General features: G+C 71.0%; 16 protein-coding genes. 3 read left to right on the top strand and 13 right to left on the bottom strand.

The genetic code is table 11. The features are described 5' to 3' along the window. Positions 1-156: 156 nt before the first annotated feature. The 3 genes from ACFHVL_RS21315 to ACFHVL_RS21305 form a co-directional block, all read right to left on the bottom strand. The gene (locus ACFHVL_RS21315) at positions 157-1,590 is read right to left on the bottom strand and encodes a glycoside hydrolase family 6 protein (protein WP_416630100.1); all 1,434 of its coding nucleotides are present in this window, start codon (positions 1,588-1,590) and stop codon (positions 157-159) included. Between the two features lie 179 nt (positions 1,591-1,769). Continuing rightward, positions 1,770-2,552, bottom strand: coding sequence for a VOC family protein (locus ACFHVL_RS21310; protein WP_416630099.1), 783 nt, complete (start codon positions 2,550-2,552; stop codon positions 1,770-1,772). A gap of 121 nt (positions 2,553-2,673) precedes the next feature. Next, the gene (locus ACFHVL_RS21305; protein ID WP_416630098.1) at positions 2,674-4,839 is read right to left on the bottom strand and encodes an ATP-binding SpoIIE family protein phosphatase; all 2,166 of its coding nucleotides are present in this window, start codon (positions 4,837-4,839) and stop codon (positions 2,674-2,676) included. Between the two features lie 140 nt (positions 4,840-4,979). Here ACFHVL_RS21305 and ACFHVL_RS21300 point away from each other — a divergent pair, with 140 nt between their 5' ends. Continuing rightward, the gene (locus tag ACFHVL_RS21300) at positions 4,980-5,867 is read left to right on the top strand and encodes a mechanosensitive ion channel family protein (protein WP_416630097.1); all 888 of its coding nucleotides are present in this window, start codon (positions 4,980-4,982) and stop codon (positions 5,865-5,867) included. Positions 5,868-5,974: 107 nt separating this feature from the next. Here ACFHVL_RS21300 and ACFHVL_RS21295 read toward each other — a convergent pair whose 3' ends face one another. The 6 genes from ACFHVL_RS21295 to ACFHVL_RS21270 form a co-directional block, all read right to left on the bottom strand. Further along, positions 5,975-6,361, bottom strand: a complete 387-nt coding sequence (locus tag ACFHVL_RS21295; RefSeq protein ID WP_416630096.1) for a DUF6401 family natural product biosynthesis protein — start codon at positions 6,359-6,361, stop codon at positions 5,975-5,977. A gap of 15 nt (positions 6,362-6,376) precedes the next feature. Beyond that, entirely contained in the window at positions 6,377-6,601 is a 225-nt protein-coding gene (locus ACFHVL_RS21290) for a hypothetical protein (RefSeq protein WP_416630094.1), read from the bottom strand. Positions 6,602-6,728: 127 nt separating this feature from the next. Further along, entirely contained in the window at positions 6,729-6,974 is a 246-nt protein-coding gene (locus tag ACFHVL_RS21285) for a hypothetical protein (RefSeq protein WP_416630093.1), read from the bottom strand. Positions 6,975-7,121: 147 nt separating this feature from the next. Beyond that, complete coding sequence (locus ACFHVL_RS21280; protein WP_416630092.1) at positions 7,122-7,586, bottom strand: SRPBCC family protein; 465 nt, start codon at positions 7,584-7,586, stop codon at positions 7,122-7,124. A gap of 43 nt (positions 7,587-7,629) precedes the next feature. Beyond that, positions 7,630-8,040 (bottom strand): DUF2795 domain-containing protein, encoded by a 411-nt coding sequence (locus ACFHVL_RS21275; protein WP_416630091.1) that lies wholly within the window; start codon positions 8,038-8,040, stop codon positions 7,630-7,632. Positions 8,041-8,097: 57 nt separating this feature from the next. After that, the gene (locus tag ACFHVL_RS21270; RefSeq protein ID WP_416630090.1) at positions 8,098-9,075 is read right to left on the bottom strand and encodes a YihY/virulence factor BrkB family protein; all 978 of its coding nucleotides are present in this window, start codon (positions 9,073-9,075) and stop codon (positions 8,098-8,100) included. A 139-nt stretch (positions 9,076-9,214) separates the two neighbouring features. Here ACFHVL_RS21270 and ACFHVL_RS21265 point away from each other — a divergent pair, with 139 nt between their 5' ends. Next, positions 9,215-9,616 carry a ChaB family protein gene (locus tag ACFHVL_RS21265; RefSeq protein WP_416630130.1) on the top strand — a complete coding sequence of 134 codons (402 nt, stop codon included), beginning with the start codon at positions 9,215-9,217 and terminating at the stop codon, positions 9,614-9,616. Positions 9,617-9,665: 49 nt separating this feature from the next. On the opposite strand, the gene ACFHVL_RS21260 is transcribed toward ACFHVL_RS21265, so the two are convergent. Further along, positions 9,666-11,108, bottom strand: coding sequence for an aldehyde dehydrogenase family protein (locus ACFHVL_RS21260; RefSeq protein WP_416630089.1), 1,443 nt, complete (start codon positions 11,106-11,108; stop codon positions 9,666-9,668). Between the two features lie 69 nt (positions 11,109-11,177). Here ACFHVL_RS21260 and ACFHVL_RS21255 point away from each other — a divergent pair, with 69 nt between their 5' ends. After that, complete coding sequence (locus tag ACFHVL_RS21255) at positions 11,178-12,782, top strand: phytoene desaturase family protein (protein WP_416630088.1); 1,605 nt, start codon at positions 11,178-11,180, stop codon at positions 12,780-12,782. A gap of 42 nt (positions 12,783-12,824) precedes the next feature. Here the strand turns inward: ACFHVL_RS21255 and ACFHVL_RS21250 are convergent, their stop codons facing one another. The 3 genes from ACFHVL_RS21250 to ACFHVL_RS21240 form a co-directional block, all read right to left on the bottom strand. Further along, the gene (locus ACFHVL_RS21250; RefSeq protein ID WP_416630086.1) at positions 12,825-13,175 is read right to left on the bottom strand and encodes a hypothetical protein; all 351 of its coding nucleotides are present in this window, start codon (positions 13,173-13,175) and stop codon (positions 12,825-12,827) included. Between the two features lie 65 nt (positions 13,176-13,240). After that, entirely contained in the window at positions 13,241-14,272 is a 1,032-nt protein-coding gene (locus ACFHVL_RS21245) for an SDR family oxidoreductase (protein WP_416630085.1), read from the bottom strand. A 53-nt stretch (positions 14,273-14,325) separates the two neighbouring features. Beyond that, positions 14,326-14,769, bottom strand: a complete 444-nt coding sequence (locus ACFHVL_RS21240; RefSeq protein ID WP_416630084.1) for an SRPBCC family protein — start codon at positions 14,767-14,769, stop codon at positions 14,326-14,328. Positions 14,770-14,842 lie beyond the last annotated feature (73 nt).

Genomic DNA, 14,842 nt, shown 5'->3' with positions numbered 1-14,842 from the left:
TTCGCCCGTACCGAACTGACTCGCTGCGGGCCCGTCCGGCGCACAGCACGACTTCGGCCCCTCCCGAACGGGAGGGGCCGAAGCATGGTCCGGCGGCGGGCCGGACCGGGAACCGGATCGCGCGAGGGGGACGTTCGGCGCGGTCCGGTGACGGCGCTAGCTGCTACAGGCGGCGCCGTTGAGGGTGAAGTTGCTCAGCGGCGGCAGGGTGCTGCCGGTGTAGGTGCCCTGGAAGCCGATGCTGACGGTGGCTCCGGTCGCCAGCGAGCCGTTCCACGCGGCGTTGCGTACGGTGATCTGGCTGCCGGACTGGCTCCAGGTGCCGTTCCAGCCGTTGCTGAGGCTGACATTGGAGCCGGCCGTGAAGACCAGGGTCCAGTTGCTGACCGCCGCGCCGCCGTTGGTGAGCCGGAGTTCTCGGGTGAAACCGCCGGTCCACTGGTTCGTGGTGGCGCTGACACGGCACGCACCCGGTGGTGGTCCTGTGGTGGGTGGTGGTCCTGTGGTGGGTGGTGGTCCTGTGGTGGGTGGTGGTCCTGTGGTCGGTGGCGGGCCCGTGGTCGGCGGCGGACCGGTGGTCGGCGGCGGACCGGTGGTAGGTGGCGGCGCCGTGGTCGGGCCGGCGGCGATCGCCAGGTCGTACGCGCGTTGCGCCACGAACTGGCCGGCGGCGGCGATGCAGCCGTCCGCCTCGCCGGGCAACTTCACCCACAGGAACGCGTCGATCTTGGCGTCGCCGGTGTTGGTGGTGCTCGCCGTGCCGATCGCGCGGCCTCCCGGGTCACACCACTCGGAACCGAGCGGTCCGTTGCCGTTGCGGCTGGTGTCGATCACCGCAGTGAGGTGGTTTGCGCCGGTCGCGTTGATGACCGCCTTGACGTAGTTGACTGCCTCGCTGGTGCTGCGGTAGTTCGACACGTTGCTGGAGATGCCGTGGGCGCTGTTCGCCACGTCGGCTCCGACCAGCAAGCCCGCCATCGCGGAGGGGGAGTGCCACGCGGAGTGCCCCGCGTCGAAGTAGACCCTGGCCTGGGACGATCCGGCCTTGAGTGCCTTGCCGGCGTACGCCATCGAGGCTCGGACCTCGGCCTGCTCGCCAGCGCTCATGCAGGTGCCCATCAGTGCCAGTACGTCCGGCTCCAGCACGATGTACGCCGGGCGGTTGCCCAGCCCGGCGGCGACCTGGTCGACCCACTGCCGGTAGGCGCTGTGGTTCGGTGCGCCGCCACCGCTGTGGTTGCTGCAGTCGCGGTTCGGGATGTTGTAGACCACCATGATCGGGATCTTGCCGGCCGCCGCCGCGGCGCCGACGAAGGAGCTGACCTGGTTGCGTACCTCGCTGGGGTTGTACTGGGTGAACCACCGTCCCTGGGGCACGGTGGCTATCCGGTCGCGGATCAGCGGGGCCCGGGAGTCGCCGGGGTTGGTCGCCACCCAGCGGGCGGCCTGGGTGTCCGGGTCGACGTAGAAGACAGAGTCGGCTGCCTGGGCAGCGCGGGGCTGTAGCAGCCCGACACCGACCGCGGTGGCGACCGTGAACGCCATGACGGCGGCGGCACCAACTGCGGTGAGCGCAGATCTCCTGCGCATGGGTACTCCCTCCGGGTAGGGACGTATATTTAAGGAGCTCAGTGGAAGCGCTCCCATAGACATCCATTACCGTACGGGTGTGTTGCCGATATGTGAAGAGCCTGTGACGCCACCGCCCAGAAGATGACATAGCGTGAGATATCGCCGGAGCTCGCTGGGTTGGCGGTCACCGCTGGTGTTCACCCCAGTGACGCGCGGTACTCCGGACATACCGCGATGATCCCGAAGGAGGCGCCGAGCGGATCCGTCAACTGCGCGTACGTGCCGGGACCCGCCTCGTACGGCCCGAAGGTGATCTGTCCGCCGAGTGACCTGCAGCGCTGCACGGCCGTCGCGCAGTCGTCCACCTCGAAGGTGGTGCGCCAGTGCGCCGGCACCTGAGGTGGGTAGCGCTCGCCCATCTCGATGAGCCCGGCGACCTCGCGCGTCTCGCGCAGCCAGTCCTGGTAGCCGTCGGTCCCGCCGTAGACGCTGGCTCGCGCGGTCCAGCCGAAGACCGTCCCGTAGAAGCTGCCCGCACCGGCCACGTCCCGGGTGGCGAGTTCGTTCCAGCAGATCGTGCCGGGCTCGGCGGCGACCTGGGCGCCCGGGAACGGGCCTCGCTGCCACAACCCGAACACCGCGCCCTGTGGGTCCGCCACCAGGGCTGAGACGCCGCGATCGGGGTGCCGGACCGCCGGGGCGACGGCGACTCCGCCCGCGCGGGCTGTCGCGTCGACCGTCGCGGCGGTGTCGTCGGTAGCGAGGTAGGTCAACCATGCCGACGGTGTGCCGGTGTCGGCGTTCGTGCTCAGCCCGGCGACAGCCATGTCACGCAGGTGGAAATCGACCCGTGGCCCGCCGGTGTCACCGACCGGCTTCCAGCCGAACAGCTCGTGGTAGAACTCGATCGAACCCGTGGGGTCGCTGGTGCGTAGCTCAGACCAGCAAGGGGTTCCCGCGGCGTAGCCTCTGATTCGCACCCTTTGCACCCTCTTAGCATCGTTCATCCCGTTCGGCGTGATCGTTACTGTACGCCACCGGGATGCCGGGCGCGGGTCGGCCAAAAGGGCCAATTGCCGTCACTGTGAGTGAATATCTAAATTACGAACTGGCGGGGAGCATGATCTCGAACCACACGGTGGAACCACGTACCGACGGGTCGGTGCCCCAGGTGTCGCACAACTGCTCGATCAGGCCAAGCCCTCGGCCACGACTGCTCAGCGTGTCCGTGCGGGCCCGGCTGACCGTACCCCGGGTGCCACTGTCCGCAACCGAGACGAGGAGCCGCTCCGGGCTGAGATCGATCTCCACGCGGGCCTCGGTGCCCGCGTGCAACAGCGCGTTCGTGGTGAGCTCGCTGGCGCACAGCACCGCTGGGCCGATCACCGATTCCGGGACGCGCCACTCCGCCAGCTGATCCGCCAGCCAGTGCCGCACCCGGCTCGGCGCGATCGGCTCGGCCGGCACCAGCAGACCGGCGGACCTGCTGGGGGCAGCAGCATGCTCCATCGCCAGCACGGCCACGTCGTCGTCGGTGGTGCCGGGCACCGCTGCGCTGGCCACGGCACAGAGGTTGCGTGGATCACTGGTGCTGGTCGCCGCGACAGCCGCTGCCAGCGACAACATCCCCGCCCCGAGATCCTGGCCGCGTCGCTCCACCACCCCGTCGCTGAACATCAGCAGCGTGTCGCCGGGACGTAGTTCGACGAGGGTCGGCTGGCGCGGGCCGGCCAGCCCGAGCGGCACCCCGGGTGGCACCTGCGCGAAATCGGCCACCACTCCGGGGGACGACGGTCGGCGGATCAACGGCGCGGGATGGCCTGCGCTGGCCAGCGTCAGCTGGCCGGTCGCCGGGTCGAGCACGCCGTACAGCACGGTGACGAACAGCTCTTCGTTGCGGCTCTCCTCGCTCAAACTGTGGACGAGCCGATCCAACCCGGTCAGCACCGCGGCAGGCTGCGGGTCGGTCAGCGCGAGCCCGCGCAATGCGGCCCGGACCTGGCCCATCAGCGCGGCGGCCCGCACGTCGTGCCCGGCGACGTCGCCGAGTACGACGGCGAGCCCGCCGCCGGGCAGCCGGAACGCGTCGTAGAAGTCGCCGCCGGCCGAGTTTCCGTCCACCCCCGGGTCGTAGCGCGCGGCCAACCGGAATGTGGGCAGGTCGGGCAACTGCTCCGGCAGCATGCTGCGCTGCAGCAGCTGGGCCGTGCCGTGCTGGGTCTCGAACCGCCGGGCGCGCTCCGCCGCCTGGGTGACCAACTCGGTCACCGCCGACAGCAGCGCCCGCTCGGCCGGAGCCCACTGATGCTGATCCCGGTAGCCGAAGGTCATCGCGCCGCGCAGCGAGCCGGCCCGCAGCGGCAGCGCCGCGAGTGCCGCCACCCGCTCGTCGTGCCGGTCGGCGGCGAAGCGGGCGAGCGGCCGGCCGTCGCTGGTGAACCGGGGCACCCCGGTGGAGCCGACGGTCGCCAGTGGGGTGGCGGCGTCCCGTGGGAACCGCCGCCAGACCGGCGGGAGGCGTTCGTCGGCCTCGTCGAGCAACTCGCCGCGAACCCGGCGGACCACCCGCCACCCGCCGCCGTCGTCGATTCCGAACGCCACCTGGTCGACATCGAGTGAGGCGAGGCCGTACCGCAGCGCCACCCGGGCCACGTCGTCGAGGGTGAGCGTGCCGGCCAACGCCGCGGTCAGTTCGCTGATGCTCTGCAACCGGTGGGTGATGGCGCCCGTCTCGGTGGCCACCGAGAGCATCCCGATGATCGCTCCGTGGCTGTCGCGCACCGCCGAGTAGCCCCGGGTGTACGCGGTCCCGCCCACCAACTCGGCGTTCGCGCTGAACGGGGCGACGGTCTCGGATTCGAGGAACGGTTCCCCGGTGCGGTAGACCCGCTCGACCACGTCACCCACGCCGGGCTGGTGCCACGAGTCGGCGAAGACACCGGCCGCCGGCCGGGCGAAGGCGTCCGGGTGTTTCGCGCCGAGCAACTCCGCGTACGCGTCGTTGTAGATCATGAGGAAGTCGTCGCCGCAGGCCAACGCCATCGGCACCGGCGAGGCCAGCACCAGTTCGACGGCTGCTCGCAGCGCCGGGTCCCAGCTGTCGGGGTTGCCCAGCGGGGTATCCGACCAGTCGTGCCGATCAGCCAGGGCGGGCGGCGGTCCGGACGGCGTGGCCGCGCTCGGCGTGGCAATCTCCGCTGACCCGGCGGTACGCGCGACCGGTACGCCCGTAGGGGAGTCGCGGGTCTGTCCGGCGGTGCCTGCCATGGGGGAAGCCTATCCGGGCGGTGATCGGTCGAGGGCGTGGACCGGCCCAGGGTGGGTATGCGGGCCGGCGGTAGGCGATGCTGCGCGTCCTAGCGACAGCGAGGCGACGCATCGGTAGACGAGGCGGAAGGGGGGACCGGATGTCCTCGACGTACGCGTCGGCGCAGGTCGATATTGGGAATGCGCTGACTGACATGTGGCGGTCCGTAATACTTTTCGTGCCCCGGGCCATCGCGTTCATCGCGATTCTCGTGGTCGGATGGTTGATCGCACGGGCTGTGCTCAAGGGAGTCGACAAGGCGCTCGAACGGGTCGGTTTCGACCGGGCGGTGGAGCGCGGGGGAGTCGGCAAGGCGCTGGAACGGACCCGGTACGACGCCAGTGACGTCCTGGCCCGACTGGCGTACTACGCGGTGCTGCTGTTCACCCTGCAGTTCGCGTTCGGGGTGTGGGGTCCGAATCCGATCAGTGACCTGATCGGTGCCGTCGTGGCATGGCTGCCACGGGCGTTCGTCGCGATCGTGATCGTTGTCGTGGCTGCGGCAATCGCCACCGCGGTACGGGACCTGGTCGCGGGCGCGCTCGGCGGCCTGTCCTACGGCCGGGTGCTGGCCACCGCGGCGTCGGTGTTCGTCATCGCGCTGGGCGTCATCGCCGCCCTGAACCAGGTCGGCATCGCCACCACGGTCACCACTCCGGTGTTGATCGCGGTTCTGGCCACCGTCGCGGGCATCGCGATCATCGGTGTGGGCGGGGGTCTGGTCCGCCCCATGCAGCAGCGGTGGGAAGGCTGGTTGAACCGGATGTCGGAGGAGTCCCAGGCGATCAGGGACAGCCATCAGGCGTACCAGGCGGGACGCGACGACGTGGGCCAGCGGATGCACGAGCCGACCCAGGTGATCCCACAGTCCCAGCAGGCGCCGGCGATGTCGGGCGGCCGGGAGGCGGCCAGCGGGCGTGGTATGACCGGGCCCGGGGCCAGCCAACCCGGTGGCATGACACAGCCGGGCCGTCGACCCAACGGCTGACCGCAGTCCGGTCGTCCGTCAAGCGGTGACGATGTGGACCTGTCCCGAGCAGGGCTCAGACCCTGACCCGGGACAGGTCCATGCCGGGTGCGGGTGGGCCCGACGGGTCAGCGCAGGAGCGCCCGGCGGTTGGTGGCGGCGAGGTGACAGATGGCGAGCAGCCGGACCGTCACCCAGTCGACCCGGCTCCAGTCCGTGTCCGGCCCGGCCGGTGGCCGCCAGCCGGACTCGACGGCTGCGTCGAGCACCCCGTCGGCGTACCGGGCGAGCGTCACCGCGTTGAGTGGGCGCAGATCCAGCAACAGCCGGTCGCGGATCGCCGCGCGATGCTGGTCCACCTCGGCGAGCAGACCGGGCGTGGCGGTCGCGGCCGGCAGTCCGGCGGCACCGAGCAGGGCGTGCAGCTCGCGCAGCGAGGTGTACGCCGATCGCCGGGCGGCCGGCAGGGCGAGCAGGCCCCGGCGGGGGGACGGGGCGAAGGGACCGGCGCTCATCGCGACGCTCGGCTACTACTCGACACGCCGGTCGCCCGTGTCGACAGCCGCCGGCCGGCGCCGGGCCGCGTCGTCGGCGATGATGACAGTGGCCACCATGAGCGCGACGCAGACGCTGAACAGCCAGGAGTCGTCCGGAAGCAGGTACGCCGAAACCGGGGCCTGCAGTGCGGCCAGCACGAAACCGAGCCAGGCCCAACGTCGCTGACGCGAGGTGAGGAAACCAGGGGCGGGACGCATCCGAAAAGTCTTGCTCCCCAGATCCGTACTGCCGTCAGCCGATCGGACGAGGATCAGTGCCCGATCCGAGGATGGGTTGTCTTGTCGACCGCCGACGTCGGTGGTCGACGAAACGACGGGGGATGCGTCAGTTGGGGCCGGTGCGGCCCGTCGTCGACGGCCGGTATGCGCGCTCGGGGTCCGTTCCTGCGGCGCGCGCCGCCGGCTGATCGGCCGGCTCGGCCCCGTGACCGAACTCGGCCTCGGCCCCGGCGTCGCCGCCGGTCACATCGTCGACCTCGCCGTCGGCGGCCGGTGCGGCGACCGCCCGTTCCAGGTCGCGCAGGGGAAGTCGTTGCTCGTCGCGCCAGAGACCATCCACGGGTTCAGTCATACCGAATCCGGTACCCCGGCCGGTCGGCGGCAAACTCCCGGCGCCCCCGACTCGAGGTCGCCTCGCAGAAGGCGGCGGTGGCGCGGACCTGGTTCGGTCCGCGCCACCGCCGTCGTCAAGTCAAGGTACGGAAGAGGAAATGGAGGCTCACGGCTGCGGCCGGGACACCTCTCCACGCCAGGCGCCGGTCTCCAGACCCTGGCGGTTCTCGATGAACTCCTTGAAGCGCTTCATGTCGCCCTTGACCCGGCGGTCGATGATGCCGAGTTTGTCACCGGCCTGTTCGGCGATACCTTCCGGATCGAACTCCATCTGTGCGGTCACCCGGGTGTGGTGGTCGTCGAGACGGTGGAAGGTGATCACACCGGCCTGCTTGACGCCATCGGTGGCGGTCCAGGCGACCCGCTCGTCGGGGATCTGCTCGGTGATCTTCGCATCGAACTCGCGGGTCACCCCGGCGATCTCAGTCGTCCAGTGGGTCATCGTGTCCGAAACCTGGGTTACTTCGGAGACGCCCTCCATGAACTGCGGGAACTCCTCGAACTGGGTCCACTGGTTGTACACGGTACGTACCGGTACCGCGACATCCACATACTCGGTCACTGCACCCATCTTGGTTTCCTCCTCGTTGACTGCTGGGCCACGGGCGGCGCGGTCACCAGCGTGTCGTCTCGTTCGCATGGCCGAGTTCGGCCCACACTTCGGACACCGTCTGGAACGTGCGGCCCGCCGGCAGTTGGTCGATCTCGTCGAGCACGTCCGTCGGGGCCTCGTTGTCCTCGGCGCTACGGCGCAGGGTGGCGCGGTCGCCCGGCAGCGCGGTCAGGTTGATGTAGCGGCCGAGTCGACTGCGCTGCTCGACGTCCTCGTTGGTCATGCCCTGTGGCGTACCGGAGCGGTTGTCCCCGGCCGGGACCGTGGTCGGCTCCGGCTGGTCTTCGCCCGGGGGTTCCGCCTCGTGCCACTCCTCTGCCCGGCCGCCCGCGACGCCCTGCGTGGTCCCGCGGATCTCCTGGGCCATCGCGTCGTCCACTCGTGGGCCGTGCTTGCTATTGCCGCGTTCCATAGCTTTTCGACTACCCGGGACGGACGAGGCTAAACCATCGGCTGTCGTGGGCGCCGCTCATTCGGCCGGGGTGCGGGCGGGCAGCACCGGATCGCTGGGGTCGGGCTCCCCGGCCTGTCTGGCCCTGCCGCGCTGCACCTCGGCGTTGATCTCGACGCCGAGCATCACCGCCAGGTTGGTCAGGTACATCCAGACCAGGAACGCGATCACCGCGCCGAGGCTGCCGTACGTCACGTCGTACGAACCGAAGTACGCGACGTAGGTGCCGAAGCCGACCGAGGCGACCGCCCAGAGCAGCAGGGTCACCGCGCCGCCCACGGCCAACCACCGGAACCGTGGCTGGCGTACGTTCGGCGCGATCCAGAACAACAGGGTCAGCAGCAGCACCACGATGGCGACCAGAACCGGCCACTTGAACAGGCCCCAGGCGGTCCGTGGTGCCTGGCCCAGGCCCAGCGCGTCGCCGACGAAGTCGGCGACCGGGCCGCTGACGATCAGCATGGTGGCGACCAGCGCGAGCAGCACCAGGCCTGCGGCGGTCAGGCCGAGCTGCTGCGGCTGCAACTTGTAGAACGGTCGGCCTTCCTCGACGCCGTAGATGGCGTTGGCGGCGCGGGCGAACGCCCGGACGTACCCGGAAGCGGACCAGACGGCGGCCACCAGACCGAAACTCAGCAGCACCCCGGCCGAACTCTGCTGGTTCACCACACCGTTGACGATCTCGATGAAGCCTTCGTTGCCGACCACCGCGCCGGCCCCGACCTCGTCGGCCAACTCGACGACGGTGTCCACGGTCCGTTCCCCGTCGGAGACCAGACCGACCAGCGCGACGATCACGATCAGCGAGGGAAACAGCGCGAGAACCCCGTAGTAGGTCAGCGCCGCCGCCCAGTCGAGACAGTTGTCCTTGACGAATCTGTGACCGCTGTTGACGATCACCGTGCGCCAGGTGGCCGGCCGCAGGTCCCGCAACCGCAGCGTCCGCTCGGGACGGGCCTCGTTGACCCTGGCCGTCGACGCACGCGGGGTCTCCATATCGCCATTTCCTACCCTCGTTCCCGTGCGGGTAAACCCGGCGGACGGGTTTGCCCGGCGGCCGGTCGGGCACATCTGCGGGCACGGTGGTTCGCACGACGTGGACACGACGTCGAACACGATGGTGAGGGAGGCGATCATGCCGGCTCGGGAGGAACTACCCAGCACCTTGCGCCGCTCGTCGGAGAAGGCACAGGAGACCTGGTCGAAGACCCATGACGCGGCGGTGGAGACCTACGGCGAGGGGGAGCGTTCGCACCGCACCGCGTTCGCCTCGTTGAAGCACTCCTTCGAGAAGGTCGGCGACCACTGGGAGCCCAAGCAGCGCAAGGGCCCCAGCGACGCGCAGGCGGCCCGCGGCTACCAGGACGAACCGGCGCAGGGCGCCGGTGGCGTCGACGCCACCGCGTCGAAGGACCATCTGATCTCGGTGGCCCGTGAACTCGATGTCAAGGGGCGTTCGTCGATGACCAAGGACCAGCTGGTGTCCGCGATCGGCCGGGCCAACCGCCGGGAGACCGCCCGGGCCCGCCAGAACTGAGCCCAGCCACGGCGCACCAGAAGTGTCCGTCCCGGACGGCCGGTGGACGTCACCAGCGGCCGTCCGGCCCGCCCGGGGCCTGCAGGTGCAGCACCTTGACCGTCGTCATCTCGTCGAGCAGTTCCGGCCCGTAGCCGAACCCTTCGCCGCTGCCACGTCGCGGATGCGCGGCTCCACCGGGAGCGCCACCGAACACAGAATTGATCTTCACGGTGCCGACCGGCAGGTCGCGCCACGCCCGCTGGGCATGGGTCATCGATCGGGTCAGCACGGTGGCCGACAGCCCGTACGGTGAACACGCCGCCCGGGACAGCGCCTCGTCGAACGATCCCACCGTCATCACCGGAGCCACCGGGCCGAACGTCTCGTCCCGCATCACCGCCATGTCGTCGGTACACCCGGTCAGCAGCGTCGGCGGATAGTAGGCACCGGGCCCGTCCGGGATCTGCGCGCCGCAGCGCACCGTGGCGCCCTCGGCGACCGCCGCCATCACCTGCGCGTGCACCTGGTCGCGGTGCCGGCGGTCCACCAACGGACCCAGTTCGGTGTACGGGTCACTCGCCGGCCCGAGCCGCATGCCTGAGCAGTGCTCGGCGAGTGCCGACACGAACGACTCGGCGACCACGCTGTGGACGTAGATCCGCTCGACGCTCACACAGACCTGACCCGAGTTGGCCAGGGCGCCCAGCGCGGCCTGTTGCGCAGCCCACTGCGGATCGACGCCCTCGTCGACGATCAGGGCGTCGCTGCCGCCGTTCTCCCGAAGGACCTTGGCCCCGGTCCGGGCGCACGCCTGCGCCACCGCTCGACCACTGGCCGTCGATCCGACGTGTGCGACCAGGTCGACCCCGTCGGCGGCGGCGATCCGGGCACCGACGTCGGCGCCACCGGTCAGCAGGGCGAAGACGCCGTCGGGGAGTTCGTCGGCGACCAACCGGCCGAGCAGCATCCCGGTCGCCGGGCAACGCTCACTCGGCTTGTGCACGACCGTGTTGCCGGTGACCAGCGCGGCACCGAGCAGCCCGCAGGCCACCGCGACCGGGTCGTTCCACGGCGTCAGCACCGCCACCACACCCCTCGGCGTGTACGCCATCACGTCCAGCGCGTCGACATTGCCGGCCAGCGCCCGCCCCCGGTGCACCGGACCGAGTTCGGCGTACTGACGAAGGGTCGCGACGCCGGCCGCGACGCCGGCCCTCGCTCCCGCCAGCGGTTTGCCCATCTCGGCGCTGGCCGCCTCGGCGACCCGGTCGGTCGCGCCGGCCAGCGCGTCCGCGATCCGGTGCAGCGCGGCCGCCCGCTCCACCGCCGAGGTGCCCGCCCAGCGCGGGGCCGCCTCCCGCGCGGACTTGACCGCCGTCTCCACGTCGGCCGGGGTGGCCACCGGGCTCCGGCTGACCGGGCCGCCGTCGGACGGATCGTCGACCACGAACTCCGTGCGGTCGCCGAACCGCCCCCACGCCCCGTCGATGAACTGCTCCACCTCGTACATTCGACGGGTCTTCCCGCTGCCCGCCGCGGCAAACGTTTGACCCCGCGCCGACGGGGTAGCCGCGCCGGGATGACAATCTCGGGTGTGGAGACAGCGGACGCGGTCGTCATCGGTGCCGGGCACAACGGGCTGGTCGCCGCCAATCTGCTCGCCGACGCCGGCTGGGACGTGCTGGTGCTGGAAGCCACCGGCGCTCCCGGCGGAGCGGTACGTTCCGCCGCGGTCACCGCCCCGGGCTACCTCAGCGACCTGTACAGCTCCTTCTACCCGCTCGGATTCGTCTCCCCGGTGCTGCGCGAGTTGCGGCTGGCCGAGTTCGGGCTGCGCTGGCGGCACGCCAAGGACGTCTTCGCCCATCTGCTGCCCGACGACCGGGCTGCGGTCGTCAACCTCGATCCGCGGCGGACGGCGACGTCGCTGGAGGCGTTCGCCGCTGGCGACGGGGAACGGTGGCTGTCCGCGTACGGTGACTGGCGTGGCGTCTCCGCTCCGCTGATCGACGCGTTGTTCACCCCGTTCCCGCCGATCCGTGGCGCCGCGACCCTGCTGCGTCGGCTGCGGGTCGCCGGGTCGCTGCGGCTGGCCCGCCGGCTGCTGCTGCCGGTGCGGCAACTCGGTTGGGAGCTGTTCGACGGCGACGGCGGTCCGGCACTGCTCGCCGGCTGCGCACTGCACACCGACCTGGCGCCCGACGACGCCGCGTCCGGGGTGTACGGGTGGCTGCTGGCCATGCTCGGGCAGGAGGTCGGCTGGCCGGTGCCGGCCGGCGGTGCCCAGCGAATCACCGACGCGCTGGTGGGCCGGCTGCGTACCCGTGGCGGGCGGCTGGTGACCGGGGCCGCCGCGGACCGGGTGCTGGTCGCGCGGAGCCGGGCGGTGGGGGTCCGGACCGTCGACGGACGGCTGTGGCGGGCCCGCCGGGCGGTACTCGCCGATGTGCCGGCCCCGACCCTTCTCCTCGATCTGGTCGGCGGCGCCTGGTTGCCGACGCGGATGACCGACGACCTGAGCCGGTTCCGGTGGGACGGTTCGACGGTCAAGGTCGACTGGGCCCTGTCGGCGCCGATGCCGTGGCGCAACCCGGCGGTCGCCGCGAGCGGCACCGTCCATCTCGGCGCCGACCTCGACGGTCTCACCCGGTACGCCGCCGCCCTGGCCTGCGGCGAGGTGCCCCGGGATCCGTTCCTGCTGCTCGGCCAGTTGACCACGGCGGATCCGAGCCGGTCGCCGCAGGGGACCGAAACGTTGTGGGCCTACACCCACCTGCCGCACCGGGTGCACTGGCGCTCCGAGGAGATTCTCGACCAGGTCGCCCGGATGGAGGCGGTGCTGGAACGGCACGCGCCCGGATTCGGGGCGCTGGTCCGCGCCCGGCACGTGGCCGGCCCAGCCGACCTGCAGGAACGCAACCCGAGCCTGGTCGGGGGAGCCGTCGGTGGCGGCACCGCGGCCGCGTACCAGCAACTGTTCTTCCGGCCGGTGCCCGGCCTGGGCCGCGCGGACACCCCGGTGGACCGGCTCTTCCTCGCCTCGGCGTCGGCGCATCCCGGCGGCGGGGTGCACGGGGCACCCGGGGCGAACGCCGCGCGGGCGGCGCTGGCCCGCGACCGGGCGTTGACCGGCCCGTTGTACGGCGCGGTCGTGTCGGCCGCGCAACGGGCGATCTACCGCTGACCGTGGCTGGTCGAGGCTGGACCGTCGAGCGAGGTCTGAAATTCAGTCGATCACCATTCGGGCCCGCCGCCGCGACGGCTGTCCGGGCACGTCCGGCACGGGTACTGGGGCCGGTGAAGTCGGTACCCCGGCCGTCGGCGGCGCCGGTTCGACCGCCCCGGGCCGTAGCTCCCAGCCGGTGGTGTCCTGCTCCGCCCCGGCGTGCTGTCGGATCGACAGATGTACATGGCGGGTGTGCGGGTTGCTGCCGGTGTAGATCCGGCGGACCCAGCCACTGCTGCGACTGGCGATCTGCCGGTTGAAGATCCAGTACTGGGCGGACGGGTGCGCCTCGAAGGCCGTGAGGAGTTCAGGGGAGATGACTTTTAGATCACCTATTGTAGTTGAGTGCACCGTCTGGGGCGATCCCGACCGAGATCGGGGTCGATGTCAGATTTGCGCCCGGGTCCTGCCGGTCGTTACCGGCCAGCTGCCATCCGTACTCGGTTCGACCCGGCGCCGACCGCCGCGCGGGCCGCGCCCAGGCCGGCGGCGAACAGCGCGGTGGCCGTCTGCTTGTGCGTCACCGCCCACAGCGCCAGCGACCGGTGGTGAGCCTGCTCGTCGAACACCCCGTGCGCCCCGTGGTCGATCTCGGCGTCCATTGGGCTGTCCACATTGTCCCGCCAGGTCGCCTGGTCGATCACCTCGTCGGTCTGCTGCGCGTCGAAACCCACCTGGCGCAGCGCGAGGAACCGGTCGAGCAGCCCGGGAGCCAACACGTCGGCGAGGCGGGCCCGCAGCGTCGGGCCGCCGACGTTGATCTCCCGTGGGCCCTTGTCCGCCGCCCAACAGATCGCCCGCGCGGCCACCTCGGGCTGGAAGATCGGCGGCACCGGCTGCGGGTGTCGGGGCAGGTGGGTGCGGACCCAGGAGAACTGCGGCGTGTTCACGGCGGGCAACTGCACCATCGACAGCTTGATCCGGGGACTGGCCTGCAGCAGCTCCGAGCGCAACGAGTCGTTGAACCCCTGGATGGCGTGCTTGCTGGCGCAGTAGGCCGACTGCAACGGGATTCCCCGGTACGCCAGCGCCGATCCGACCTGCACGATGGTGCCGATCCCGGCCGGGCGCATATGGCGCAGCGCGGACAGCGTCCCGTGCACCGTGCCGAGATAGTTGACCTCGGTGACCCGACGGAACTCGTCCGCGCTGATCTCCCAGGTCGGGGCGAACACGGACACCATCGCGTTGTTGATCCACACGTCGAGGCAGCCGTTGCGGTCGACCAGGTCGTCACCGGCCCGGTCGACGGCCGCCGGGTCGGCCACGTCGACCTGGTAGGTGGCGACCGCCTCGGCGCCCAGTTCCCGGCACTCGGCCGCGGCGGCGGCCAGCCCGGCCTCGCCCCGGGCGACCAACCCCAGCCGGGCGCCCCGCCGGGCGTACCGCTGCGCGGTGGCCCGTCCGATGCCCGCGCTCGCTCCGGTGATCATCACGGTCTGACTCATCCCGCTCGCCTCCCTGTGGCATTACGTACGCTGTCGACTCCCCTGCTGCGGCCTCAGACCACGACCTTGCGGGTCGCGATGTCGGACAGCCGCCGAAGCGTCTCCCTGTTGCGGTGGTGCAGCACCAGATCATCGATCTTGGTACGGATCCAGTGCAGTGGTCCGGCTGTGAAGGACTCGGCGATCGTGACCCGGGTGGCACCGGCCTCGGTCACCGCGAGCCGGAACACCACGGTCGCCTCGCCCAGCGGCCAGAGCCCGGCCCGCAGCGTCAACTCGTGCGGTGGATCGCAGGAGAGCACGGTCGAGGTGTCCGACAGCGACAGCGGCCACGGCCCGGCGTTGTGACGCAGCCTGGCACCCGGCTGTGGCCAGTTTTCGTCCACGTCGCGGATGTGGACCGTGCCCACCACCCAGTCGCTGTACGACCAACCGTTGGCCAGCACGGTGAAGACCTGATCCGGTGGAGCGGGGATCACCCGTTGCACGACAGCCACAGCCGGCGGGTACCCCTGCCCGCGCCGACTAACCCGACGACCGCCAAATGGTGCGGATCGGACGAACGCGAAG

It is taken from the genome of Micromonospora sp. LOL_023 (assembly GCF_048060115.1).
Lineage (GTDB): Bacteria > Actinomycetota > Actinomycetes > Mycobacteriales > Micromonosporaceae > Micromonospora_E.
This window is presented reverse-complemented; position numbering and strand designations above follow the sequence as displayed.